Source organism: Pseudonocardia sp. P1 (genome assembly GCF_000178675.2).
Taxonomy (GTDB): domain Bacteria; phylum Actinomycetota; class Actinomycetes; order Mycobacteriales; family Pseudonocardiaceae; genus Pseudonocardia.
In genome coordinates, this window is sequence record NZ_ADUJ02000001.1 from 5388536 (window position 1) to 5410242 (window position 21707).

Genomic DNA, 21707 nt, shown 5'->3' on the forward strand with positions numbered 1-21707 from the left:
CTGACCCACCACTCCCCAAGAGCGCAACCCCACCCCCTTCCACGAGGCGGTGCCGGTCGATCAGCACGCCGATGCCCCGGGCGGGGCCGGAACGTGATGATCGATCCTCGTCTGCGCGGTTGTGGGTGCCCTGCGGCGGGATGGGGGGAACCGGGGTGGGGGCGGTGTCGTCGGAGTCGCATGGATGTGACACGACCCTTCTCCGGGGCGGCGGCCGTCGCTGCGGGCCTCGTGACCCGTAAGCAACTCCGCGGGCCGCGTTTCCGGGCGCTGTTCCGGGACGTCTTCCTGTCCGCGGACGTCGCACTCACGTACCTGGTGCGCTGTGAGGCTGCGGCGCTCGCCGTGGGTGCCCTGGAGGACCGCCGGGCACGGGTGCACACCGGCGGTGCGACCGCCCTCGCGGCCTGGTCGGCCGCCGAGATGCTGGGCGCCGGCTGCGCGCCCCGCTCCGTACCGGTCGAGGTGATGGTGCCGAAGGGGCACCGCCGCAACCGGGAGGGCCTGCGCCCGATGCATGCCGCGGTGCTGCCGGACGAGATCGTGTACGGGGTTCCGATCCCGCTGCCGGGGCGGCGCCGCCGGTTCGTTCCCGGCCGGACGGTGGTCACGACGTCGGCGCTGCGCACCGCGTTCGAGCTCGCGCGGCGCGAGCCACGGCTCGACGCGGTGATCGCGCTCGACGCGCTCTCCCGGGTCGGTGGCTTCACGCCGCAGGAGGTGCTCGGCGTGCACGCTCGGCATCCCGGGAGCCGGGGTGTCGCGCGCCTCGCCGGGCTCGTCGCCCTGGCGAGCCCGCTCGCGGAGTCCCCGATGGAGACACGGGTCCGGCTCGCCCTGCACGACCACGGCGTCCGTCCTCCGGTGCTGCAACATCCGGTCGGGACGTACCGGATCGACCTCGCGTACCCGGATCTCCTCCTCGGCATCGAGTACGACGGCGGTCACCACCTCGACCCGTGGCAGGCGCGTGAGGACCTGGCACGGCAGGCGTTCCTGACCGCGCAGGGCTGGACCGTCCTCCGGCCCGACGCGAGCGAGGTGATCCGCTACCCCGATCGCGTCGCCGGCACGGTCCGGCACCACCTGCTCCGGCTCGCCGGCTGAGCTCGGGGCGCCGGCGTCGCGATCGGGGTGCACGGTTCGGCCCTCGCCGGGGCCGCACCGTGCGACTCGACGGCCTGAGCCGGTCAGGGGGTGGGGACTATGCCCTCGAAGGTTGCTCTCACCACGTCTTCCGGGAGGGTTGCCGTGGCGGGGCGGTCCGGGCGGTACCACTCGACGATCGAGTTCACGACGCCCGAGAGCAGCCGGGCGGCCAGTGCGGGGTCCACGTCGGAGCGGACCTCGCCGGCGTCGACGGCGTCGCGGACGAGGGTCGTGATCGCCGTGTCGAACGCGCGCCGCCGCTCCAGCGCCCAGCGCTCGGTCTCGGTGTTGCCGCGCACCCGCAGCAGCAGCGTCACGTAGGGGAGCTCGGTCATGAGCACCCGGACCTGCTCGGCGACGATCACCCGGAGCCGTCCGGCGGGGGTGCCCTCCTGGGCGGCGGGCAGGTCGAGGACGCCGAACAGGCCGTCCACGGCCCGTTCGAGGGCGGCGCGCAGCAGCGCCTCCTTGCCGGCGAAGTGGTGGTAGAAGGACGACTTGGTGATCCCCGCGGCGCGGGACAGGTCCTCCATCGACGTCGCGTCGTAGCCGCGGGCGATGAACTCGCCGACCGCGGTCTCGAGCAGCTGGTCCCGCCCGCCGGAGGGTCGGCGGGCCCGCTTCGCCGGCGCGGCGCTCATCGGCCCTCGAACGTGGGGGCCTTCTTCGCCAGGAACGCGCTGACGGCTCCCTGGTGATCCGTCGTCGTCGCCAGCCGGACCTGGGCGTCGGCCTCGTACTCCAGCACGGCCGGCATCTCGTTGACGGCGCCGAACCGGATGGCGCCCTTCACCTCGGCGTAGGCGCGGGTCGGACCGGCAGCCAGCTTCCGGGCCAGCTCCAGCGCCGAGTCCAGCACCTCCTCGGCCGGGACGACGTCGCGCAGCAGGCCCCAGTTCCGGGCGTCCTCGGCGGTGAACTGCTCGTTCAGGAGCAGCAGCTCGGTCGCGCGCGAGACGCCGACGGCGTGCGCCAGGCTCGCCGACAGGCCGCTGTCGGCGCCCAGGCCGATCCCGGTGAAGGCGGTGCCGAACTTCAGCCCGGCGGCACCCACCCGCAGGTCGGCGGCCAGTGCGAGGCCGAGCCCGGCGCCCACGCACGGCCCGTTGATCGCCGCGACGACCGGCTTCGGCGTCCCGGTGATCGCGAGGACGAGCGGGTTGTAGTGGTCGCGGACGGTGTCGAGCGCGATCGTCGGGTCCTTCTCGAGCGCGGCGGCGTGCTCGCCGAGGTCCTGCCCGACGCAGAACGCCTTCCCGGCCCCGGTGATGACGACGGCGCGGACCGAGTCGTCCGCGGACACGCCGGTGATCGCGGGGAGCAGGGCCTCCTTGAGCTCGACGGTGAGCGCGTTGTACTTCGCCGGCCGGTTCAGCGTGATCACCGCGACGGCGGGGTCGGTGTCGTCGCGGGTGACGAGGACGGCGGGTTCGGAGTCGGCCATCCGGCCACCCTAGCGGCCGACCGAACGATCGGTCCCGCATCCGTACCGGGCAGCTGCCGGGCAGCTCTGGCCGCCGGGTGTCCGGCAGTGCTAGGTTCGCAGCCGAACGAACGGTCGGTTCAACGACGAGCTACGACGGAGGCGTCGCCGATGACCCTGCTCCGCAGCCATCTCGCGGGTACCTGGCAGACCGGGACCGGTGAGGGGCGCCCGCTGCACGACGCGGTGACCGGCGAGGAGGTCGCGCGGATCTCCGCCGACGGCCTCGATCTCGGCGCCGCACTCGACTTCGGCCGCCGGACCGGCGGCCCGGCCCTGCGGGAACTCACGTTCCACCAGCGCGCCGCGCTGCTCAAGGCGCTCGGGCAGCACCTGCGCGAGCACCGCGAGGAGCTCTATGCGGTCTCGGCGCAGACCGGTGCGACGCTGGGCGACTCGAAGTTCGACGTCGACGGCGGCATCGGCGTGCTGCTCGCCTACGCCTCGAAGGCCAAGCGCGAACTGCCCAACGACACCGTGGTCGTCGAGGGCGACGTCGAGCCCCTGGGGCGCGGCGGCACGTTCCTCGGCCAGCACGTGCTCACCCCGCTCCGTGGCGTGACGGTGCAGGTCAACGCGTTCAACTTCCCTGTGTGGGGCCCGCTGGAGAAGCTCGCCCCCGCCTTCCTGGCCGGGGTCCCCACGCTGATCAAGCCGGCGTCGCCCACCGCGTTCCTCACCGCGAAGCTCGTCGAGCTGGTCGTGGACTCGGGCCTGCTGCCCACCGGCGCCGTCCAGTTCGTCGCGGGCGGGCTGGGGGACTGCTTCGAGCACCTGACCGGGCAGGACGTCGTGTCCTTCACCGGCTCGGCCTCGACCGCGCAGACCCTGCGGTCGCACCCGGCGATCGTCCGCAACGCCGTCCGGTTCTCCGCCGAGGCCGACTCCCTGAACCTCGCCGCGCTCGGCCCCGACGCGGGCCCGGGCACCGACGAGTTCGACCTCTTCGTGAAGGCCCTGACCACCGAGATGACGGTCAAGGCCGGGCAGAAGTGCACCGCGATCCGGCGCGCGTTCGTCCCCAGCGCCCACCTCGACGCGGTCGTCGAGGCCGCATCGGCGAGGCTCGCGACGGTCGTCGTCGGCGCGCCCGGCGCCGAGGGTGTCCGGATGGGGGCGCTCGCGAGCCTCGACCAGCGCGAGGAGGTCCGGCGCAGCGTGAAGGCCCTGCGCGACGCCGGCCGGATCGTGTCCGGCGACCCCGACCACGTCGAGGTGACCGGCGCCGACGCCGACCGCGGCGCGTTCGTGTCCCCGCTGCTGCTCGTCGGCGACCCCGACCGCGCCGAGCCGCACGAGGTGGAGGCGTTCGGCCCGGTCGCGACCGTCCTGCCCTACGACACCACCGACCGGCTCGTCGAGTACGCCGCGCGCGGGCAGGGCTCGCTGGCCGGCTCGGTCGTCTCCGCCGACCCGGCGTTCGTCCGCGAGGTCGTGCTCGGCATCGCGCCGTTCCACGGCCGCGTGCACGTGCTCAACGCCCGCGACGCCGGCGAGTCCACCGGCCACGGGTCCCCGCTGCCGCAGCTGGTCCACGGGGGCCCCGGCCGGGCCGGCGGTGGCGAGGAGATGGGCGGGATCCGCGGGGTCCTGCACCACATGCAGCGCACCGCGGTCCAGGCCGACCCGGACTCGCTCGCCGCGATCACCGGCCGCTGGGTCACCGGCGCGCAGCGCCACGAGTCCGACGTGCACCCCTTCCGCAGGCACCTCGAGGAGCTCCGTCCCGGCGACTGCCTGGTCGCCGGCCCGCGTCGGGTCACCCGCGAGGACGTCGAGCACTTCGCCGAGTTCACCGGCGACACGTTCTACGCCCACATGGACGAGGCGGCCGCCGCGGCGAACCCGCTGTTCGGGCAGCGCGTCGCGCACGGCTACCTCGTCGTCTCGCTCGCCGCCGGCCTGTTCGTCGATCCCGACCCCGGCCCGGTGCTGGCCAACTTCGGCGTCGACGGGCTGCGCTTCCTCACGCCCGTCCGCTTCGACGACGAGCTCACCGTGACCCTGACCTGCAAGCAGCTCACCCCGCGCGAGTCCGCCGGCTACGGCGAGGTCCGGTGGGACGCCGACGTCACCCGCCAGGACGGCGAGTCCGTCGCCCGCTACGACGTCCTCACCCTCGTCGCGAAGAAGGACTCATGACCACCGCCACGAAGCGGTTCGGGGACGCGCCCCCGGCCGGGCTGCTCGACCCGGCCGAGCGCATGTCGGTCGACGAGCTCCGCGCGCTGCAGCTCGAGCGTCTGCAGTGGACTTTGCGGCACGCCTACGAGAACGTGCCGCACTACCGCGAGAAGTTCGACGCGCACGGCGTCCGGCCCGAGGACTGCCGCGAGCTCGCCGACATCGCGAGGTTCCCGACGACGACCAAGGCCGACCTGCGGGAGACCTACCCGTTCGGCATGTTCGCCGTGCCGCGGGAGCGGATCGCGCGGATCCACGCGTCGTCCGGGACGACCGGCCGTCCGACCGTCGTCGGCTACACCGCCGGGGACATCGACCGGTGGGCGACGCTCGTGGCCCGCTCGATCCGGGCGGCCGGCGGGCGGCCCGGGCACCGGGTGCACGTCGCCTACGGGTACGGCCTGTTCACCGGCGGGCTCGGCGCGCACTACGGCGTCGAGAAGCTCGGCGCCACCGCGATCCCGGTCTCCGGCGGCATGACCCCGCGCCAGGTGCAGCTGATCACCGACTTCGAGCCCGAGGTCATCATGCTGACCCCGAGCTACATGCTCACCCTGCTCGACGAGTTCGAGCGCCAGGGCATCGACCCGCGCAGCTCCAGCCTGCGGGTCGGGATCTTCGGCGCCGAGCCGTGGACCGAGCAGATGCGCGCGGAGATCGAGGCGCGCGCCGGCATCCACGCCGTCGACATCTACGGGCTCTCCGAGGTGATGGGCCCCGGCGTCTCGCAGGAGTGCGTGGAGACCAAGGACGGCCTGCACATCTGGGAGGACCACTTCCTGCCCGAGGTCGTCGACCCGCTCGAGGGCACCCCGCTCCCCGACGGCGAGGAGGGGGAGCTGCTGTTCACCAGCCTCACCAAGGAGGGGCTGCCGATCATCCGCTACCGCACCCGGGACCTCACGACGCTGCTGCCCGGCACCGCGCGGCCGCAGATGCGCCGGATGGCCAAGATCACCGGCCGGTCCGACGACATGATCATCCTGCGCGGGGTGAACGTCTTCCCGACCCAGATCGAGGAGATCGTCCTGCGCACCCCGGGGTTCGCGCCGCACTTCCAGCTGGTGCTGACGACCGAGGGCCGGATGGACGCGCTGGGCGTCCGCGTCGAGGCCCGCCACGACACCCCCGCCGACCGGCGCGAACCGGCCGCGGCCGAGCTCGTGCGCGCGGTGAAGGAGACCGTCGGCGTGACCGTGACCTGCGAGGTCGTCGACCCGGACACGCTGGAGCGGTCGGTCGGGAAGCTGCAGCGGCTCCAGGACCGCCGTTCGTGACGGCTCAGCCGGTGGGCGGCACGGTCGTCCAGTCCGGGTACTTCGCGGGGCGGCCGTCGCCGGAGGAACGGCCGCGCAACCGCCTGCCGACCCACGGCAGGACGTGCTCGCGGTAGTACGCGAGCTGTGTCCCGGCGCGCGGCGGGGCGTCCGGAGCGGTGCCCGCCGCCGGGAGCGACCCGCGGACCCCGAGCGCGTCCAGCACCAGCCCGGCGACGCGCACGTGCCCGGCCGGGCCGAGGTGCAGCCGGTCCGGCGACCAGTAGCCCGGCCTGCGGATCTCGGTGTCGGAGAAGGCGTCGACGAGGGTCAGGCCGTGCTCGCCCGCGAGGTCCGCGACGGCGCCGGTCAGCGCCGCCGCCCGCCGGTGCACGACCCGCCCCATCGGCAGCCCGGCCGACGGGTCGGCGCCGCTGAGCAGCACCAGCCTGACCCCGGCGTCGGCGCACCGGCGGACCGCGGACGCGGTCAGGGCGCGCAGCCGCGCCAGGTCGCTGCGCGGGCGCAGCATGTCGTTCCCGCCGCCGTTGAGCGTGACCATCGTGGGGAGCGGGTCGAGCGCGAGCGCGGCGTCCAGCTGGCGGCCGACGACGTCGTCGAGCAGCCGCCCGCGCACGGCCAGGTTCGCGTACGACACCGGCCCGCCCGACGCCCCGGCCAGCCCGGCCGCGACCCGGTCCGCCCAGCCGCGCGGGGTGCCCGCGGCGTCCTCGTCACCCACGCCCTCGGTGAAGCTGTCCCCGATCGCCACGTACCGCACGCGGTCCATGATCCGCCCCGCAACGGTCGTGGCGGCCGGGTGGGGTGGTGACGGCTGTTACCCTGGCCCGGTGCGCGGTCTGGTGATTACCCGGCGCGCCGGCTGAACCCAGGTCGCCGGCGCGCGCGACGTCGTGCCGCCACCCGGACCTGGCCGGATCCCCTCGCGACCGCGACCCACGGAGATCCGATGGACACGCTCACCTCCGCCGAACCGGCGACCACCACGACGCCGGCCGGCCACCGCTTCACGTTGCTCGTCACCGGCGGGACCGAGGGCCTGATGAAGGTCCTCACGACACTGCGTTCGCGCCGGTACGCCGTGCGCGACCTGTGGGTCGATCTCTCCGGCGAGGTCGGCCGGGTCGAGGGCACCCTCGAACCCGACGGGCGCGACGCCGACCTGCTGCTGGAGCAGCTGCGCCGGGTCGTCGCGGTGGTGCGGGCCGAGCACGGCTGACCCCGGGCGTCACTCCCAGACGACGACGCTGCGCCGCACCGGCACCGAGGCCGGGTCGGCCGAGAACAGCTCGGGTGAGCGCTCGCGGATCCGCTCGATGTCGTCGAACACGGCCCGCAGGTGGCCGCGCATCGCGGCGTGGGCGGATCCGGTGTCACCGGACAGCACGGCGTCGAGGATCCGCACGTGCTGCGCGGCGTACTCGGTCGGCGGGCTCTCCGACAGCCCGAGCCGGCGGGCCCGGTCCAGGTGCCCCTTCGCGGAGACCACCGTCGTCCAGGCGCTGCCGTGCCCGCTGAGCCGGAGCAGGCCCTGGTGGAACGCCTCGTCCAGCTCGAAGAACGCGTCCTGGTCCAGCCCCGGCCGCTGCTGGGCGGCCAGGTTCTCCCGCAGCTCGGCGACGACCGCGGGATCCGGCTCGCCGGGCAGGTCCTGCAGCGCGGCCAGCTCGATCGCCTCACGGACGAACTGCGCGTCGGCGACGCGCGCCGGGTCCACCCGGGACACGAACGACCCGATCTTCGGGAAGACCTGCACCAGGCCCTCCTCGACCAGCAGGACGAGGCTCTCGCGGATCGGGGTGCGGCTCACACCGAGCCGGGCGGCCAGCTCGTTCTCGGACAGCGCGGCGCCGGGCGCGAGCCCGAGGGTCAGCACCTCACGGCGCAGGGTCTCGTAGACCTCCCGGCGGCTCGTCCGCCGCGTCCCGTTCGGTGGCACGGCCCCACGATATCCGCAGCGACACCGGCACCGGCACTTGCGCCATCATCCCGACGGATGCTTGTATGCAAGTACTTCGCGACAGTGACAGCAGCGGAGGACGGCGACGGCACGGATCTCGGAACGGGAGTTCAGCGATGAGCACGATCGAGCGGGCCGAGGTGTTCGTCGCCTCGCCCGGGCGCACCTTCGTCACCCTGCGCATCACCACCTCCGACGGGGTCGTCGGGCTCGGCGACGCCACGCTCAACGGCCGCGAGCTCGCCGTCGCGAGCTACCTGCGCGACCACCTGGTGCCGCTGTTGATCGGCCGCGACCCGGCGCGCATCGAGGACACCTGGCAGTACCTGTACAAGGGCGCCTACTGGCGGCGCGGCCCGGTCACGATGACCGCGATCTCGGCCGTCGACACCGCGCTGTGGGACATCAAGGGCCGGGTCGCCGGCCTGCCCGTCTACGAGCTGCTCGGCGGCCGCTCCCGGGACGGCGTGCTGGTCTACTCGCACGCCAGCGGCCGGGACGTCCCCGAGCTGCTCGACGACGTCGAACGGTTCCTGGAGCAGGGCTTCAGGGCCGTTCGCGCCCAGGCGGCCGTGCCCGGCGTCGGGGGCACCTACGGCGTACGCAAGGGCGCGCTCTACGAGCCCGCCGACACCGAGCTGCCCGACGAGCAGCCCTGGGACACCGAGGCCTACCTGGCCTTCGCCCCCGGGTACCTGGAGGCGGTGCGGGAGCGCTTCGGGTTCGGCTTCCACCTGCTGCACGACGTCCACCACCGGCTGTCCCCGATCGAGGCGGCCCGGTTCGGGAAGGACGTCGAGCCCGCGCGCCTGTTCTGGATGGAGGACCCGACCCCGGCCGAGGACCAGGAGGCGTTCCGCCTGATCCGGCAGCACACGACGACGCCGATCGCGACCGGCGAGATCCTCAACTCGATCTGGGACGTCCAGCAGCTCATCACCGGCCGGCTGATCGACTACGTGCGCACCACCGTCGTGCACGCCGGGGGCATCACCCACCTGCGGCGGATCTTCGACCTGGCCGCGCTGTACCAGGTGCGCACCGGCTCGCACGGCGCCACCGACCTCTCCCCGGTCAGCATGGCCGCGGCCGTCCATCTCGATCTCGCGGTGCCGAACTTCGGCATCCAGGAGTACATGGGCCATCCGCCGGAGGCCGCGGAGGTGTTCCACGGCGGGCCGACGCTCGCCGACGGCATGCTGCACCCGTCCGACGAGCCGGGGCTGGGCGTGACCTACGACGAGAAGGCGGCCGAGCGGTTCCCGTACCGGCAGCGGTACCTGCCGGTCGCGCGCCGGCTCGACGGCTCGGTGCACGACTGGTGAGCGCGCCCACGACCCGTCCCGCGCTGGGGCGCGCGACGCTCGCCCGCGTCCCCGCCGACGCCCGCCCGGCCGTCGACCCCGGTGACCTGCGGCCGCGCGTGCTGCACCTGGGGCTCGGCGCGTTCCACCGGGCCCACCAGGCGCCGTGCACCGAGCGCGCCGCCGCGGCCGCCGGCGAGCCGTGGGGTGTCGCCGGGGTCGCGCCGCGCTCGGCGGACGTCGTCGACGGGCTGCGGGCGCAGGACCACCTCTACTCGCTGACCGAGCACGGCGCGGCCGGTCCGCGCACCGCGGTCGTCGGGTCGGTGGTGGAGGCGCTGCGGCTGGGCCCGGACGCCGGACGGGTGTCCGGCCTGCTCGCCGACCCGGACGTCACCGTCGTGACCCTGACGCTGACCGAGAAGGGCTACCGCCGGGGCCCCGGCGGCGGGCCGGACACCACCGACCCGGACGTCGCCGCCGACCTCGCCGGCACCGGGCCCCTGCGGACCCCGATCGGGGCGCTCGCCGCCGGACTCGCCCGCCGGATGCGGGACGGCGGCGCGCCGATCAGCGTCGTGTCCTGCGACAACACGGCGGACAACGGCGCGGTGACCGCCGCCGTCGTCCGGGGCTTCGTCGCCGCGTCGGCGTGGCCGGACCGGGACCGGGTGCTGGCGGCGATGGACACCGCGGTCACGTTCCCCGCGACCGTCGTCGACCGGATCGTGCCCGCCACCACCGACGCCGACCGCGCCGCCGCGGCGGCGGCCCTCGGCACCGTGGACGCCGTCCCGGTGACCGGCGAGAGCTACCTGCAGTGGGTGGTCGAGGACCGCTTCGCCGGGCCGCGGCCGCGCTGGGAGCTCGCCGGTGCCGAGCTGGTCGGCGACGTCGCGCCGTTCCAGCTGACCAAGCTGCGGCTGCTCAACGGCGCGCACTCGGCGCTGGCCTACCTCGGCCTCGCCGCCGGGGTGGAGACGGTCGCCGACACGATGGCCACGCACTGGGGCGCGCCGCTGGTCCGCGCTCTCGCCACCGAGGTCGCGCCGACCCTGCCCGCCGGCGGGCCGGACCCGGCCGCCTACGCCGACGCCCTCGTGGCACGCTTCGGGAACCCGGGGATCCGGCACCGCCTGCGCCAGATCGGCTCCGACGGCTCGCAGAAGATCGCCGAGCGCTGGTTCCCGGTGCTGCGGGCCGGGGGCGGCGGTCCCGTGCTGCGGCTCGCACTCGCCGGCTGGGTGCACGCCACCCGGCCCGGCACCACCGACCCGGCCGCGACCGTCCGCATGCTCCTGGACACCGCTGGGGCCCCCGATCTCGCCGCGGACGACGACCTGGTCACCGGCGTCGCCGCGCACCTGCCCGCACTCGGCGCCGGACGCGTCGAGCTCTGATCCACCACCCGGTCACGGAGCAACGGAGTTCTTGATGACGGACCACACCACGACGACCGGCTCCCCGGGACCGGCCACCCGCTCCACGCGGGATCTCGGCAAGGCCGCCGCGTCCGGCTGGCTCGGTACGGCGATGGAGTTCATGGACTTCCAGCTGTACTCGCTGGCGGCCGCGATCGTCTTCAACCAGGTCTTCTTCCCCGACGTGCACCCCGCCGTCGGCCTGATCGCCGCCATGGCGACCTACGGCGTCGGCTACGTCGCCCGGCTCGCCGGCGCCGTCTACTTCGGACGGATGGGCGACCGGCTGGGTCGCAAGAAGGTCCTCTACCTCACGATCCTGCTGATGGGCGTCTCGACCACGCTCATCGGTGCGCTCCCGACCTACGCCCAGATCGGCATCCTGGCGCCCGTCCTGCTCGTCGTGCTCCGCTTGGCGCAGGGCTTCGGCGCCGGTGCGGAGATCGCCGGCGCCACCGTGATGCTGGTGGAGTACGCGCCGAACCGGCGCCGGGGCCTGATCGGGTCGCTCGTCTCGCTGGGCACCAACTCGGGCACGCTCGCCGCGTCGGGCATCTGGGCGATCCTGCTCGTCGTCCTCACCGAGGAGCAGCTCGTCTCCTGGGGCTGGCGGCTGCCGTTCCTGCTGAGCTTCGTGCTGCTGATCCTGGCGGTGTGGCTGCGGCGCAACGTGAAGGAGAGCCCGGTCTTCGAGGAGCGGGCCGACGTCGTCGACGGCGTCGCGCTCAGCCGCGACGAGCTGACCGACGCCGCCGCGCAGCAGCCCGGGACGAGCGTCCTGGAGGCAGGGCTGAAGCAGCGCAAGGGACGGGCGTTCCTGCTCGCGCTCGGGCTGCGCTTCGGCCAGGCCGGCAACTCCGGCCTCGTCCAGACCTTCCTGGTCGGCTTCATCGCGACCAACCTGATGATGGACCGCTCGGTCCCCACCGACGCGATCGTGATCGGCTCCCTCGTCGGGTTCGTCACCGTGCCGCTGATCGGGCTGCTCAGCGACCGGATCGGCCGCCGCCCCGTCTACATCGGACTGACCGTGGCGACCGCGGTGCTCGCGTTCCCGCTGATGCTGATGATCGTCAGCGGGAACACCGTGCTGCTGACGCTGGCGATGGTGATCGCGCTCAACCTCGGCGTGCTGGGCATCTTCTCCGCGGAGAGCGTGACCATGGCCGAGCTCTTCGGGTCGCGCACACGCTTCACCCAGCTCGCGCTGGCCAAGGAGGTCGGCGGCGTTCTCGCCACCGCGATCGGCCCCGTCCTCGCCGCCACCTTCACCGCGGTCACCGGCAGCTGGTGGCCGATCGCGGTGATGCTCGTCGTCTACTCGTCGATCACCCTGGTCGCCGCGCTCCTCGCGCCGGAGACCCGGGGCCGCGACCTGGTCCGCCTGGAGGACGCCGCATGAGGTCCGTCGTCGTACACGCACCCGGCGACCTGCGGGTCGACGAGCGTCCCGATCCTGCGCCCGGGCCGGGGGAGGTCCTGGTCGCCATGGAGTGGGGCGGCATCTGCGGCTCCGACATCTCCTACTGGCGCCACGGCGGCTCGGGCACCGCGACACTCCGCCACCCGCTGGTGCTCGGGCACGAGGTGGCGGGCCGGGTCGCCGCGCTCGGCCCGGACGTGACCGGGCCCGAACCGGGCACGCCGGTCACCGTCCACCCGGCGACCCTCGTCGGGGACCGGGAGCTGCCCTGCCGGATCGCCGGGCGGACGAACCTCCACCCGCGGGTGCGCTACCTCGGTTCGGCCGCCTTCGACCCGCACACCGACGGCGGGTTCAGCGGCCTGCGCACGGTCCCCGCCGACCAGGTCCGGGTCCTGCCCGGCGGTGTCGGCACCGAGCACGGCGCGCTCGCCGAGCCGCTGGCCGTCGCGCTGCACGCGACCGGGCGGGCCGGGGACCTCACCGGGCGGACCGTCCTCGTCAACGGGGCGGGCCCGATCGGCTGCCTCGCCGTGGCCGCGGCCCGGTACCGCGGCGCCGCCACCGTGGTCGCGTCCGACGTCGACCCCGCGTCGCTGGCGGTCGCCCGCGCCATGGGGGCGGACGCCGTCGTCGACGTCTCCGCACAGCCACTGCCCGACGACGTCGACGTCGTGATCGAGGCGTCCGGCGCGCCGTCCGCACTCGGCCCGGTCCTGCGCGCCTGCGCCCGTGGCGGGACCGTCGTGCAGGTCGGGAACCTGCCGGGCGCCCCCGCCCCGGCCGCGCTGGGCGACCTGGTGACCCGCGAGATCACCTGGGTCGGCTCGTTCCGGTTCGTCGAGATCGCCGACGCGCTGACCGCACTGGCCGACGGCGTCGACGTGTCCCCGGTCGTCAGCCACCGGTTCGACCTCGCCGACGCCGGGGAGGCGATCGCCGTCGCCGCCGGCCCGGGCAGCAGCAAGGTCATGCTGAGGCTCGACCGGTGAGCGGGGTCGTGACCCTCGGCGAGACGATGGCGCTGCTGACGCCGGGGGACCGGCTGGTGGCGGGCTCGGCGCTCGGCGTCGGCATCGGCGGCGCCGAGTCGAACGTCGCGATCGGGCTGGCCCGCCTCGGCCACGACGTCACCTGGATCAGCCGGGTCGGCGACGACGACCTCGGCACGGCCGTCGTCCGCGAGATCCGCGCCGAGGGTGTGCGGGTGCTCGCCGAGCGCGACCCGGACGCCCCGACCGGGATCATGCTCAAGGAGATGCGCGACGGCAGGCCCCGCCGGGTCCGCTACTACCGGTCGGCGAGCGCCGCCGCCCGCTGGACCCCGGAGGACCTGGACCCGGTCGCCGGGGAGATCGCGGCCGCGCGGGTGCTGCACCTGACCGGCATCACCCCGGCGCTCGGCTCCGGCCCGCTGGCCGTCGTGCGGCGCGCGGTCGCCGTCGCCCGCGCAGCCGGCACCGAGGTGGTGCTCGACGTCAACCACCGCCGCGCCCTGTGGACCGACGAGCGGGCCCGGACGGTGCTGACCGGCCTGCTCGCCGGGGTCGACGTCGTCCTCGCCGGGACCGACGAGGCGGCCCTGCTGCTCGACCGCCCGGCCGGGGACGACGACCCGGACCGCGGCGCGGAGCTCGCCGTCGCGCTGACCGGGCTCGGCCCGGCGACCGCGGTGGTCAAGCTCGGCGAGCTGGGCGCCGTCGCGGCGGGGCCGGACGGGCCGGTGCACGTCCCGACCGGACCGGTGGACGTCGTCGACGCCGTCGGTGCCGGGGACGCGTTCGTCGCCGGGTTCCTCGCCGAGCGGCTCGCCGGGGCCCCGCTGCGGGAGCAGCTCGCCCTCGGCAACGCCTGCGGGGGCGCGGTGTGCCGGGTGCGCGGCGACTGGGAGGGGCTGCCCACCCGCGCCGACCTGGCCCGTCCGGAACGGAGCGGGGCGGTGGTCCGCTGACCGGACGCGTCGGCGGCGCTACTCCCGCGGGCTGAGCCGCGCGTTCGGCAGCTCCGGTGCGGGGAGCGTCGACTCCCAGGCCGCCGGGAACCCGCCGAACCGGCCGCCGGGCGTCCCGCCTGCGGCGCGCTCGGCCTGCCACTGCTCGCGGTAGCCGGCGATCTCGTCGTGCGACGAGCCGACGAAGTTCCACCACATGACGATCCGCTCGCCCAGCGGCTCCCCGCCGAGCAGCAGCACCCGGGCGCCGTCGGCACCGGCGCGCAGGTCCAGCGCCGACCGGCCGGGCGGGAGGTACACCAGCTCGCCGGGTGCCGCCGCCGTCCCGCAGACCTCGACGTCGCCGGTGTCGACGAGCACGCCGTGCTCGAAGACCGGGTCGACGGCCGGGGCGAGCACCACGCCCGCGGGCAGCACGACCTCGGCGCCGAGCAGCGGCGAGAACGTCGCGACCGGGGACGTCGACCCGCCCAGCGAACCGAGGAACACCCGCACCGTGGCACCGTCGAGCACGGTCGCCGGTGGCACGTGGTGCTCGAACGCCGGCTCCGTCTGCCGGTGCGCCTCCGGCAGCGCCACCCACAGCTGGGCCCCGTGCAGGACACCCGTGCGGGGCGTGGAGAACTCCGAGTGCGCGATGCCGCGCCCGGCCGTCATCAGGTTCAGCTCCCCGGGCCGGACGAGCGCGTGCGCACCCGTCGTGTCCCGGTGCTCGATCTCGCCGGAGAACAGCCACGACACGGTCTGCAGCCCGGTGTGCGGGTGCCCGGGGACGGCCATCCCGCCTGCGTCGGACACGCGGTCCGGGCCGTAGTGGTCGAGGAAGCACCAGGCGCCGATCAGCGACCGCGCGCGGCGCGGCAGGGTGCGGCGCACCGTCATCGCCCGCGGACCGCCCAGCGGCACCGTGCGCGGCTCCACCAGCTCGACGGCCGCGGCGTCACCACCGCAGACGAGCGCCGCGGGCGCGGTCTCGACGTTGCTCACGGGCGGGCCTCCCCGGTGTCGCGGACGAGTGCCTGCTCGACCGTGGCGATCGCGTCCGGGGTCACCGGGTCGAGGACGTCGGCGAACCCGTCGTGCGTCCCGACCCAGCGCCGGACGTACGGGCACAGGGGCACGATCCTCCTCCCCGCCGCGCGGGTGTCGGTGAGCGCGTCGCGCACGAGCGTCCCGGCGAGGCCGCGGCCGCCGTACGCGTCGTCGATCTCGGTGTGGTGGAAGATCCGCCGCTCGTCGCCGTCGTCGACGTACGCGGCCAGGCCCACCCGGGTCCCGCCCAGCGCGATCTCGTAGCGGCTGCGCTCCGGCTCGTGGGTGACGACCGGGTCCTCGGTGTCCGACATGACCGGATCAACCGCTCAGGCGTCCGCGGTGTTCCGCGCCTGTGCGGTCTCCACCGCGACGACGACGGCCACCATGAGTGCCGCCGCGACGACCGGCGTCCACGGCGCGAACGCCGACAGCCCGAGGAGCACGGCCAGCCCGGCGACGACGGCGTTGCGGCCCGTGCGCAGGGTCGGCCGGATCGACAGCGCCCAGATCCCCAGCACGAACACCGCCACCGGCACGGTCAGCGTCGCCCCCGCGGCGGCCGCGGCGAGCCCGGTCTGCCGGGTGTCGACGTCGACGGCCACCTCGATGCCCGCCGAGAACGCCCCGGCCGCGGCGAAGATCAGGTAGTGGCCGTAGCCGAAGACCAGCGCGCGGGGCATGAACCGGACGTGCTCGTGCTGCTCCCGGCAGAAGTAGATCCACCACATCCCGGCCGCCAGGACGAGCCCGCAGGCCGACAGCTCGAGCAGCGGGGCGAGGTGCTCGGCGGAGGAGAGCGCGTCGACGACGGCGCCGGTCGAGGCCAGGATCGACTCCCCGAGCAGGATCAGGGTGAACAGGCTGTACCGCTCGGCGATGTGGTGCGGGTGCCACGGCGTGCTCCGCGCCCGCTCGGCGAGGACCGGCACCGACAGCTCGGCCAGTGCCAGCACGACGAACGTGACGACGCCGGTCGCGCCGGTCGGGGACCAGACCACCCACAGCACCCACAGCACCTGGACGCCGGTGATCCCACCGGCGTAGCGCAGCGCGGTCGTCCGCAGGCCCGGGTGCGATCCGGCGGCCCGCAGCCACTGGGTCACCATCGCCAGCCGCATGATCAGGTAGCCGGCGACGGTGACGGTGAAGTCCGACCCGGCCATCGCGGCCGGGGTCCCGGCGGCCAGCACGAGCGCGCCCGCCATCTGCACGAACGTCAGGACCCGGTAGAGCCAGTCGTCGACGTCGAAGGCGCTGGCGAACCAGGTGAAGTTCATCCAGGCCCACCAGACCGCGAAGAACACGATCAGGTACCCGCCGAGCCCGGCGCCGACGTGGCCGCCGGACTCGGCGTGGTGCAGCTCCGCCGAGGACAGCGACACCGCGACGACGAACACCAGGTCGAAGAACAGCTCCAGGGGGCTCGCGACCCGGTGCGGTTCGTCCGGGTCCCGCGGGTGCATCCTGCTCAGGCCGAGCGACGGTGTGCTCACGACGTCATCGTTGCGCGCCGCACTAGTGTGTGCGACGCCGACACGGGGGAGGGGACCGGAGATGACCGTGCAGGAGAGCCGGCCGCGTCTGCTGCGCCGGACCGGCGACTCCGAGGTCGCGCCGATCGAGCTGTTCTTCGACCTGGTCTACGTGTTCGCGATCGTCCAGGTCTCGCACACCCTGCTGTACCACCTCACCCCGCTCGGGGCGCTGGAGACGGCGCTGCTGTTCACCGCGGTGTGGTGGCTCTGGAACTACTCGGCGTGGGCGATGAACTACCTCGATCCGGCGCGGACCCCGGTCCGGGTGCTGAACGCCCTGCTCATGCTCGCGGCGCTCGGGATGGCGCTGGCGCTGCCGTCGGCGTTCGCGGGCGGCGGGCTGCTGTTCGCCCTGTGCTTCGCGGCCGCCCAGATCGGGCGGCCGCTGTTCATGTGGATCACGATGCGCGGGCACGTGCTGTCCCGCAACTACCGCAACCTGCTCGTCTGGAGCGCCGCCGCGAGCGTGCTGTTCCTCGTCGGCGCGTTCCTCCCGCCGGTGGCCCGGCTGGTCGTCTGGGCGGTCGCGGTGGCGGTCGACCTCGCCGGGCCACGCTTCGAGTTCCGCGTGCCCGGGCTCGGCTCCACCCCGATGACGGACTGGCCGGTCGACGTCGAGCACCTCGCCGAGCGCAACCGGCTGGTGTTCATCATCGCGCTCGGCGAGTCCATCCTGATCATGGGATTCACCCTGTCCGAGATGGCGGAGATCACGCCCTACACCGTGCTGATCACCCTGCTCGGGTTCACCGGCCTGGTGGCGCTGTGGTGGTCGTACTTCGCGCTGGCCGGGCACGGGACGGCCGCCAGCCGGGGCGACGACAGCACCCGTGCCGCCCGCTCGGCGTTCGCCTACGCGCACGGCCTGATGGTCGCCGGGGCGGTGCTGTTCGCGGTCGCGATCGACCTGCACCTGACGCACCCGGAGAACACGCCGTCGCTGGTGCTGACGTCGATCGGCGGCCCACTGCTCTACCTCGTCGGGAACAAGATCTACCTGCGCGGACGCACCGGGACGGTCGGTAAGTCCCGCTACGTCGCCGGCGCGGTGCTGATCGTCGCCGGTGCCGTCGCCCTGCTGCTCGGGCACGCGCTCCCGGCCATCGCGATCGGGCTCGTGGTGCTGGCGGTGGTCGTCGGGCTGGCGGTGGTCACGCAGCTGTCCGGCGGTCGTGCCGAGCCGGTGTGACGGCTCAGGGCGTCCACGCGGGCGACCGGCCGGTCACGGCCACGATCCGGTCCAGCACCGGTGCCCCGGCGGGAACGTCGACGGGACCGGCGAAGACGCCCATCCCGCGGCCCTGCTCGGCCGTGCCGGAGACGGCGTCCAGGGCCGCGCCGAGCACGTCGGCGGGCCAGACCGGGGCGGTGCCGACCGAGCGCCCCAGGTCCCAGCCGTGCACCACGAGCTCGCCCAGCACCATCCCGCCGATCATCGCTGCCGGCACCTCCTCACCCAGGACGACGGTGCCGTGCCAGGCAGCCGGGTCGGACCACACGGCGGCCAGCTCCGAGCGGGCGTCGTCGAGGCGGGCCGGCCAGTCGTCCGTCACCAGCTCGGCGGCGCGCGCCTCGTCGCCCGCGGCGGGGTCCTCCCGGCGCCCGACGGCGGCCAGCAGCGGCGTCCAGTACAGGAGGTGACCGAGCAGTCCCCGCAGGTCCCAGGCGGCGCACGGGGTCGGCGCGGTGAGCGGCAGATCGGTGGCGGCCTTCACGAGCGGGACGTGCGCTGCCGCGGCGGGGGCGATGTGCTGGTGCATGGCCGCAACGCTAGGGCGACAGCGGGGGGCCGGGCTTGGACGAACGCGCCATACTCACCGTCGATGGACGCCGATCCGCGCGGGCTGTCCGGGGAGTGGGCCCGGTACCAGCGGCACCACAGCGAGCCGCCCCCGCCGGACCTCGCCGGCTTCGTCGACCGGTTCTGGACGGTCGACTGGGACTATGCGCGGCCGTTCCTGCAGAAGATCGTTCCGTATCCGCAGGTGCACCTCACGGGGGAGCCGGGCGTGGGGCCGCTCCGGATCAGCGGGCCGGCGTCGCGGTTCGTGACGCGCGAGCTGCGCGGCCGCGGGCGGGTCGTCGGGGTGGCGTTCCGGCCGGGCACCGCGCGAGCGCTGGCAGGAGTCCCCGTCGCGACACTCGCCGACCGCCGGGTCCCGGCCGGGGCACCCTTCGACGGGCCCGGGCCGCCGGACGTCGACGGTCTGGCGGAGCGGCTGCGAGCCGTCCTCCCACCGGACGGCCCGGACCGGGCAGCCCGTGACGCTCACGACCTCGTCGCCGCGGTCGTCGCGGACCGGGAGCTCACCCGGGTCGACCGGCTCGCCCGGCACGGCGGCTACAGCGTCCGGTCGTTGCAGCGGATCTTCCACGAGCACGTCGGCCTCGGACCGAAGTGGGTGATCCGCCGCTACCGGCTGCACGAGGTCACCGAGCTGATGGCGGGGGGTGCGCCCGTCCACTGGGCCGAGGTCGCCGCCACGCTCGGGTACACCGACCAGGCCCACCTCTCCCGGGACTTCGCCGGTCTGTTCGGGGAGCCGCCGACCGTCTACGCGCGCCGCTACGGACCTCGCGTGCCTGCCGGCCCGGTCCCGCCGTCCGGCGGCTCCGGCCCGGTGCTGCCATCCTGATCGTCGACGGGGCGCCGCCCCGGGGAGGCGGCACCCGATGACCGAGGGGACGGACGGCCGGACGGGTGTGCCCGGTCCCACCTCGGCGACGCTCGTGCTGGAGCCGGTGCCGCACCCGTCCGGGCCCGTGCTGCTGCGCGCCACCGGCGAGATCGACGACGTCACGGCGGCCGACCTGGCCGAGCATCTGGTGGCCTGGTTCGGTGCGGCACCACGGGTGGTGCTGGACCTGTCGGGGGTGTCGTTCCTCGGGTCGCCGGGCCTGTCGGTGCTGCTCGCCGCGCACCGCGACGCCGCCGCCGGGGGAGTGACGTTCCAGCTCCGCTGCGGCGACGCCCGCCAGGTGCGCCGCGTCCTGCAGACCACGGGGACCCTGGAGTACCTCGACGTCCTGGACCGGATCCCGGCCGGCGGTGCGGGACGGGCCCCGCACGCGGCGCTGTTCGCCGTGCCTCCCGGCGACGACGGTCAGGACCCGACCGGTCCCGATTCGGACACAACGGAGGACGGACGCGGCGTCACACTGCTGTAGAACTCGGACCGGACACCCGAACCGGACGAGGGGAGCGACGATGACGTCGCCGGACAGTGGGACGCACGACGCACGGAGACGCCGGGCGCTCGCCTGGATCGTCGGGACCGCGACCGTCGGGCTGGTGTTCGACGGCTACGACCTCGTCGTCTACGGGACCCTGGTGCCGCTGTTCCTCCGCGACCCGTCGCTGATCGGACCGGTCGACGCGGGCACCGCCGGTGCGCTCGGCAGCTACGCGCTGGTCGGCGTCCTGGTCGGGGCGCTGATCGCCGGGTCGGTCGCCGACCTGGTCGGCCGCCGGAAGGTCATGCTGACCTCCTACGTCTGGTTCTCGGTCGGCATGGCCGCGACCGCGTTCACGACGACGACGGCCGCGTTCGGTGCGCTGCGCTTCCTGACCGGCATCGGGGTCGGCGCGCTGGTGGCGACGACCGGTGCCCTCGTCGCCGAGTTCGCGCCACCCGGCAGGAAGAACCTGTGCACCGCGATCGCCTACTGCGGCGTGCCGCTGGGCAGCCTGCTCGCGGCGCTGCTGGCGATCCTGCTGCTGCCGCTCGTCGGGTGGCGCGGCATGTTCCTGATCGGCGCGCTGCCGCTCGTGCTGGTCCTGCCGGTGGCGGTCGCCCGGATGCCGGAGTCCCCGTCGTGGCTGGTCAGCCGCGGCCGGATCGAGGAGGCGCGCGCGGTCGCCGACCGCACCGGTGTCGCGGTACCGGAGCTCACCCGTGCCGCTGCCCCGGTCGCCGCTCCCGCCGGACGGGCCGGTTTCGCCGGGCTGTTCCGCACCCCGCACCTGACGCCGACGCTGCTGTTCGGGTTCGTCAGCGCCGCCGGCCTGCTCCTGGTCTACGCGCTCAACACCTGGCTGCCGGAGCTGATGGGCCGTGCCGGGTTCTCGGCGAACGGCTCCCTGAGCTTCCTGCTGGTGCTCAACGGCGGTGCCGTGCTCGGTGCGCTGGCGGCCAGCCGGATCTCCGACCGGTTCGGCCCGCGCCGGGTCGTCGCCGCCAGCTTCGCGCTCGGTGCCCTGTCGATCGCTCTGCTCACCCTGGAGCTGCCGATCGGCCTGCTGCTGGCGTTCGTCGCGGTCGTCGGGCTCGGCACCAGCGGCACCCAGATCCTGATCTTCGGCTTCGCGTCGACGCACTACCCGACGCCGGTGCGCAGCGCGGGCGTCGCCTGGGTCGCGGGGTTCGGACGGCTCGGCGGGATCGGCGGGCCGCTCGTCGGCGGCGCTCTGGTGGCGTCCGGGGCGGCCCTGGACTCGATCTTCTACCTGCTGGCGGGGCTGGCGGTGCTGGGCGCGCTGCTCACCCTGGCGATCCCCGCCGCGCGCCGGAGCACCGAGGACCCCAGGGAGCCGGGGAAGCCAGGGGACCCAGGGGATCGCGCCACTCCCGTCGCGCCGGCTACCCCGGCCGCGCCGGCTACCCCGGCGGCCCCGGCCCCGGCGGCCCCGGCCGCGGGCCCCGGTGACGCGCTGCAGACCGAGCCTGGCCGCTGACCCTCGGCGCACCACCGATGATCACGGATCGGGAAGCGAAGCGGTCATATCCGGCCACGATGCTGCCCGATCCGTGATCAGGGCAGGGCAGGGCAGGGCTGGGCGGGCGAGGTCGAGATCAGGTCGGGGCCAAGACGGGATCAGGTCATGGGCGGGAGCAGGTCCTGGGGGAGCAGGGCGGGAAGCGATGCGGACGGTGGCCGGCCGCGGACGGGGCGATGGAGCCGGGCCCGCCCGGGACAGGATGCCGTGCCGGTCGCCGTGTCCGCGACCTCGGCGCTCGGACCCGATGATCACGGATCGGGAAGGG

General features: G+C 74.6%; 21 protein-coding genes. 13 read left to right on the forward strand and 8 right to left on the reverse strand.

Annotated elements, in window-relative coordinates; translation table 11 throughout:
* The first annotated feature begins 180 nt into the window (after window positions 1-180).
* Entirely contained in the window at window positions 181-1107 is a 927-nt protein-coding gene (locus PP1_RS25035; RefSeq protein WP_157178910.1) for an endonuclease domain-containing protein, read from the forward strand.
* 83 nt (window positions 1108-1190) lie between these two features.
* Here PP1_RS25035 and PP1_RS25040 read toward each other — a convergent pair whose 3' ends face one another.
* Together PP1_RS25040 and PP1_RS25045 are read right to left on the reverse strand one after the other, a co-directional pair.
* Window positions 1191-1790: a TetR/AcrR family transcriptional regulator gene (locus PP1_RS25040; RefSeq protein ID WP_010224377.1), complete on the reverse strand. Its 600-nt coding sequence runs from the start codon at window positions 1788-1790 to the stop codon at window positions 1191-1193.
* Entirely contained in the window at window positions 1787-2593 is an 807-nt protein-coding gene (locus PP1_RS25045; protein WP_010224374.1) for an enoyl-CoA hydratase/isomerase family protein, read from the reverse strand. The genes PP1_RS25040 and PP1_RS25045 overlap by 4 nt, the downstream gene beginning before the upstream one ends.
* A 150-nt stretch (window positions 2594-2743) precedes the next feature.
* Between PP1_RS25045 and paaZ the strand changes: the two genes are divergently transcribed.
* Together paaZ and paaK are read left to right on the forward strand one after the other, a co-directional pair.
* Window positions 2744-4774: a phenylacetic acid degradation bifunctional protein PaaZ gene (gene paaZ / locus PP1_RS25050; RefSeq protein WP_010224372.1), complete on the forward strand. Its 2031-nt coding sequence runs from the start codon at window positions 2744-2746 to the stop codon at window positions 4772-4774.
* Complete coding sequence (paaK, locus tag PP1_RS25055; RefSeq protein WP_010224370.1) at window positions 4771-6093, forward strand: phenylacetate--CoA ligase PaaK; 1323 nt, start codon at window positions 4771-4773, stop codon at window positions 6091-6093. The genes paaZ and paaK overlap by 4 nt, the downstream gene beginning before the upstream one ends.
* Before the next feature lie 4 nt (window positions 6094-6097).
* Here paaK and PP1_RS25060 read toward each other — a convergent pair whose 3' ends face one another.
* Complete coding sequence (locus tag PP1_RS25060; protein WP_212592115.1) at window positions 6098-6862, reverse strand: SGNH/GDSL hydrolase family protein; 765 nt, start codon at window positions 6860-6862, stop codon at window positions 6098-6100.
* Between the two features lie 180 nt (window positions 6863-7042).
* Between PP1_RS25060 and PP1_RS25065 the strand changes: the two genes are divergently transcribed.
* Window positions 7043-7312 carry a hypothetical protein gene (locus PP1_RS25065; RefSeq protein WP_010231891.1) on the forward strand — a complete coding sequence of 90 codons (270 nt, stop codon included), beginning with the start codon at window positions 7043-7045 and terminating at the stop codon, window positions 7310-7312.
* 9 nt (window positions 7313-7321) lie between these two features.
* Here the strand turns inward: PP1_RS25065 and PP1_RS25070 are convergent, their stop codons facing one another.
* Entirely contained in the window at window positions 7322-8032 is a 711-nt protein-coding gene (locus PP1_RS25070) for a GntR family transcriptional regulator (RefSeq protein WP_010231889.1), read from the reverse strand.
* A gap of 137 nt (window positions 8033-8169) precedes the next feature.
* Here PP1_RS25070 and manD point away from each other — a divergent pair, with 137 nt between their 5' ends.
* The 5 genes from manD to PP1_RS25095 are packed head-to-tail and all read left to right on the forward strand — an operon-like array spanning window position 8170 to window position 14152.
* Complete coding sequence (gene manD / locus PP1_RS25075) at window positions 8170-9378, forward strand: D-mannonate dehydratase ManD (protein WP_010231886.1); 1209 nt, start codon at window positions 8170-8172, stop codon at window positions 9376-9378.
* A complete protein-coding gene (locus tag PP1_RS25080; RefSeq protein WP_139323918.1) occupies window positions 9375-10757 on the forward strand; it encodes a mannitol dehydrogenase family protein in 1383 nt (460 codons plus the stop codon). Before manD ends, PP1_RS25080 begins: the two co-directional genes overlap by 4 nt.
* A 34-nt stretch (window positions 10758-10791) precedes the next feature.
* On the forward strand, window positions 10792-12180 hold the full coding sequence (locus tag PP1_RS25085; protein ID WP_010224279.1) for an MFS transporter: 1389 nt from the start codon (window positions 10792-10794) through the stop codon (window positions 12178-12180).
* Window positions 12177-13193: an L-idonate 5-dehydrogenase gene (locus PP1_RS25090; RefSeq protein ID WP_075314558.1), complete on the forward strand. Its 1017-nt coding sequence runs from the start codon at window positions 12177-12179 to the stop codon at window positions 13191-13193. Before PP1_RS25085 ends, PP1_RS25090 begins: the two co-directional genes overlap by 4 nt.
* Before the next feature lie 8 nt (window positions 13194-13201).
* The gene (locus PP1_RS25095; protein ID WP_212592152.1) at window positions 13202-14152 is read left to right on the forward strand and encodes a sugar kinase; all 951 of its coding nucleotides are present in this window, start codon (window positions 13202-13204) and stop codon (window positions 14150-14152) included.
* A gap of 18 nt (window positions 14153-14170) precedes the next feature.
* Here PP1_RS25095 and PP1_RS25100 read toward each other — a convergent pair whose 3' ends face one another.
* The 3 genes from PP1_RS25100 to PP1_RS25110 are packed head-to-tail and all read right to left on the reverse strand — an operon-like array spanning window position 14171 to window position 16680.
* Window positions 14171-15139 carry a pirin family protein gene (locus PP1_RS25100; RefSeq protein ID WP_010227381.1) on the reverse strand — a complete coding sequence of 323 codons (969 nt, stop codon included), beginning with the start codon at window positions 15137-15139 and terminating at the stop codon, window positions 14171-14173.
* Window positions 15136-15498, reverse strand: a complete 363-nt coding sequence (locus tag PP1_RS25105) for a GNAT family N-acetyltransferase (RefSeq protein ID WP_010227382.1) — start codon at window positions 15496-15498, stop codon at window positions 15136-15138. Before PP1_RS25105 ends, PP1_RS25100 begins: the two co-directional genes overlap by 4 nt.
* A 15-nt stretch (window positions 15499-15513) precedes the next feature.
* Complete coding sequence (locus PP1_RS25110; RefSeq protein WP_010227384.1) at window positions 15514-16680, reverse strand: low temperature requirement protein A; 1167 nt, start codon at window positions 16678-16680, stop codon at window positions 15514-15516.
* A 61-nt stretch (window positions 16681-16741) separates the two neighbouring features.
* Between PP1_RS25110 and PP1_RS25115 the strand changes: the two genes are divergently transcribed.
* Window positions 16742-17911, forward strand: coding sequence for a low temperature requirement protein A (locus tag PP1_RS25115; RefSeq protein WP_010227385.1), 1170 nt, complete (start codon window positions 16742-16744; stop codon window positions 17909-17911).
* Between the two features lie 4 nt (window positions 17912-17915).
* Here PP1_RS25115 and PP1_RS25120 read toward each other — a convergent pair whose 3' ends face one another.
* Window positions 17916-18482 (reverse strand): TIGR03086 family metal-binding protein, encoded by a 567-nt coding sequence (locus tag PP1_RS25120; RefSeq protein WP_010227386.1) that lies wholly within the window; start codon window positions 18480-18482, stop codon window positions 17916-17918.
* A 63-nt stretch (window positions 18483-18545) separates the two neighbouring features.
* Between PP1_RS25120 and PP1_RS25125 the strand changes: the two genes are divergently transcribed.
* From PP1_RS25125 to PP1_RS25135, 3 genes are read left to right on the forward strand one after another with little or no spacing between them, the layout of a single operon-like run.
* Complete coding sequence (locus PP1_RS25125) at window positions 18546-19358, forward strand: DUF6597 domain-containing transcriptional factor (RefSeq protein WP_010227388.1); 813 nt, start codon at window positions 18546-18548, stop codon at window positions 19356-19358.
* 37 nt (window positions 19359-19395) lie between these two features.
* Window positions 19396-19890, forward strand: a complete 495-nt coding sequence (locus PP1_RS25130; protein WP_010227390.1) for an STAS domain-containing protein — start codon at window positions 19396-19398, stop codon at window positions 19888-19890.
* A gap of 40 nt (window positions 19891-19930) precedes the next feature.
* Window positions 19931-21397, forward strand: coding sequence for an MFS transporter (locus tag PP1_RS25135; RefSeq protein WP_010227392.1), 1467 nt, complete (start codon window positions 19931-19933; stop codon window positions 21395-21397).
* Window positions 21398-21707 lie beyond the last annotated feature (310 nt).

Bases quoted from the DNA above. Each gene is read 5' to 3' on its own strand.
- PP1_RS25035 (WP_157178910.1), top strand. From the start codon at position 181: ATGGATGTGACACGACCCTTCTCCGGGGCGGCGGCCGTCGCTGCGGGC.
- PP1_RS25040 (WP_010224377.1), bottom strand. From the start codon at position 1,790: ATGAGCGCCGCGCCGGCGAAGCGGGCCCGCCGACCCTCCGGCGGGCGG.
- PP1_RS25045 (WP_010224374.1), bottom strand. From the start codon at position 2,593: ATGGCCGACTCCGAACCCGCCGTCCTCGTCACCCGCGACGACACCGAC.
- paaZ (WP_010224372.1), top strand. From the start codon at position 2,744: ATGACCCTGCTCCGCAGCCATCTCGCGGGTACCTGGCAGACCGGGACC.
- paaK (WP_010224370.1), top strand. From the start codon at position 4,771: ATGACCACCGCCACGAAGCGGTTCGGGGACGCGCCCCCGGCCGGGCTG.
- PP1_RS25060 (WP_212592115.1), bottom strand. From the start codon at position 6,862: ATGGACCGCGTGCGGTACGTGGCGATCGGGGACAGCTTCACCGAGGGC.
- PP1_RS25065 (WP_010231891.1), top strand. From the start codon at position 7,043: ATGGACACGCTCACCTCCGCCGAACCGGCGACCACCACGACGCCGGCC.
- manD (WP_010231886.1), top strand. From the start codon at position 8,170: ATGAGCACGATCGAGCGGGCCGAGGTGTTCGTCGCCTCGCCCGGGCGC.
- PP1_RS25085 (WP_010224279.1), top strand. From the start codon at position 10,792: ATGACGGACCACACCACGACGACCGGCTCCCCGGGACCGGCCACCCGC.
- PP1_RS25090 (WP_075314558.1), top strand. From the start codon at position 12,177: ATGAGGTCCGTCGTCGTACACGCACCCGGCGACCTGCGGGTCGACGAG.
- PP1_RS25105 (WP_010227382.1), bottom strand. From the start codon at position 15,498: ATGTCGGACACCGAGGACCCGGTCGTCACCCACGAGCCGGAGCGCAGC.
- PP1_RS25115 (WP_010227385.1), top strand. From the start codon at position 16,742: ATGACCGTGCAGGAGAGCCGGCCGCGTCTGCTGCGCCGGACCGGCGAC.
- PP1_RS25120 (WP_010227386.1), bottom strand. From the start codon at position 18,482: ATGCACCAGCACATCGCCCCCGCCGCGGCAGCGCACGTCCCGCTCGTG.
- PP1_RS25125 (WP_010227388.1), top strand. From the start codon at position 18,546: ATGGACGCCGATCCGCGCGGGCTGTCCGGGGAGTGGGCCCGGTACCAG.
- PP1_RS25130 (WP_010227390.1), top strand. From the start codon at position 19,396: ATGACCGAGGGGACGGACGGCCGGACGGGTGTGCCCGGTCCCACCTCG.
- PP1_RS25135 (WP_010227392.1), top strand. From the start codon at position 19,931: ATGACGTCGCCGGACAGTGGGACGCACGACGCACGGAGACGCCGGGCG.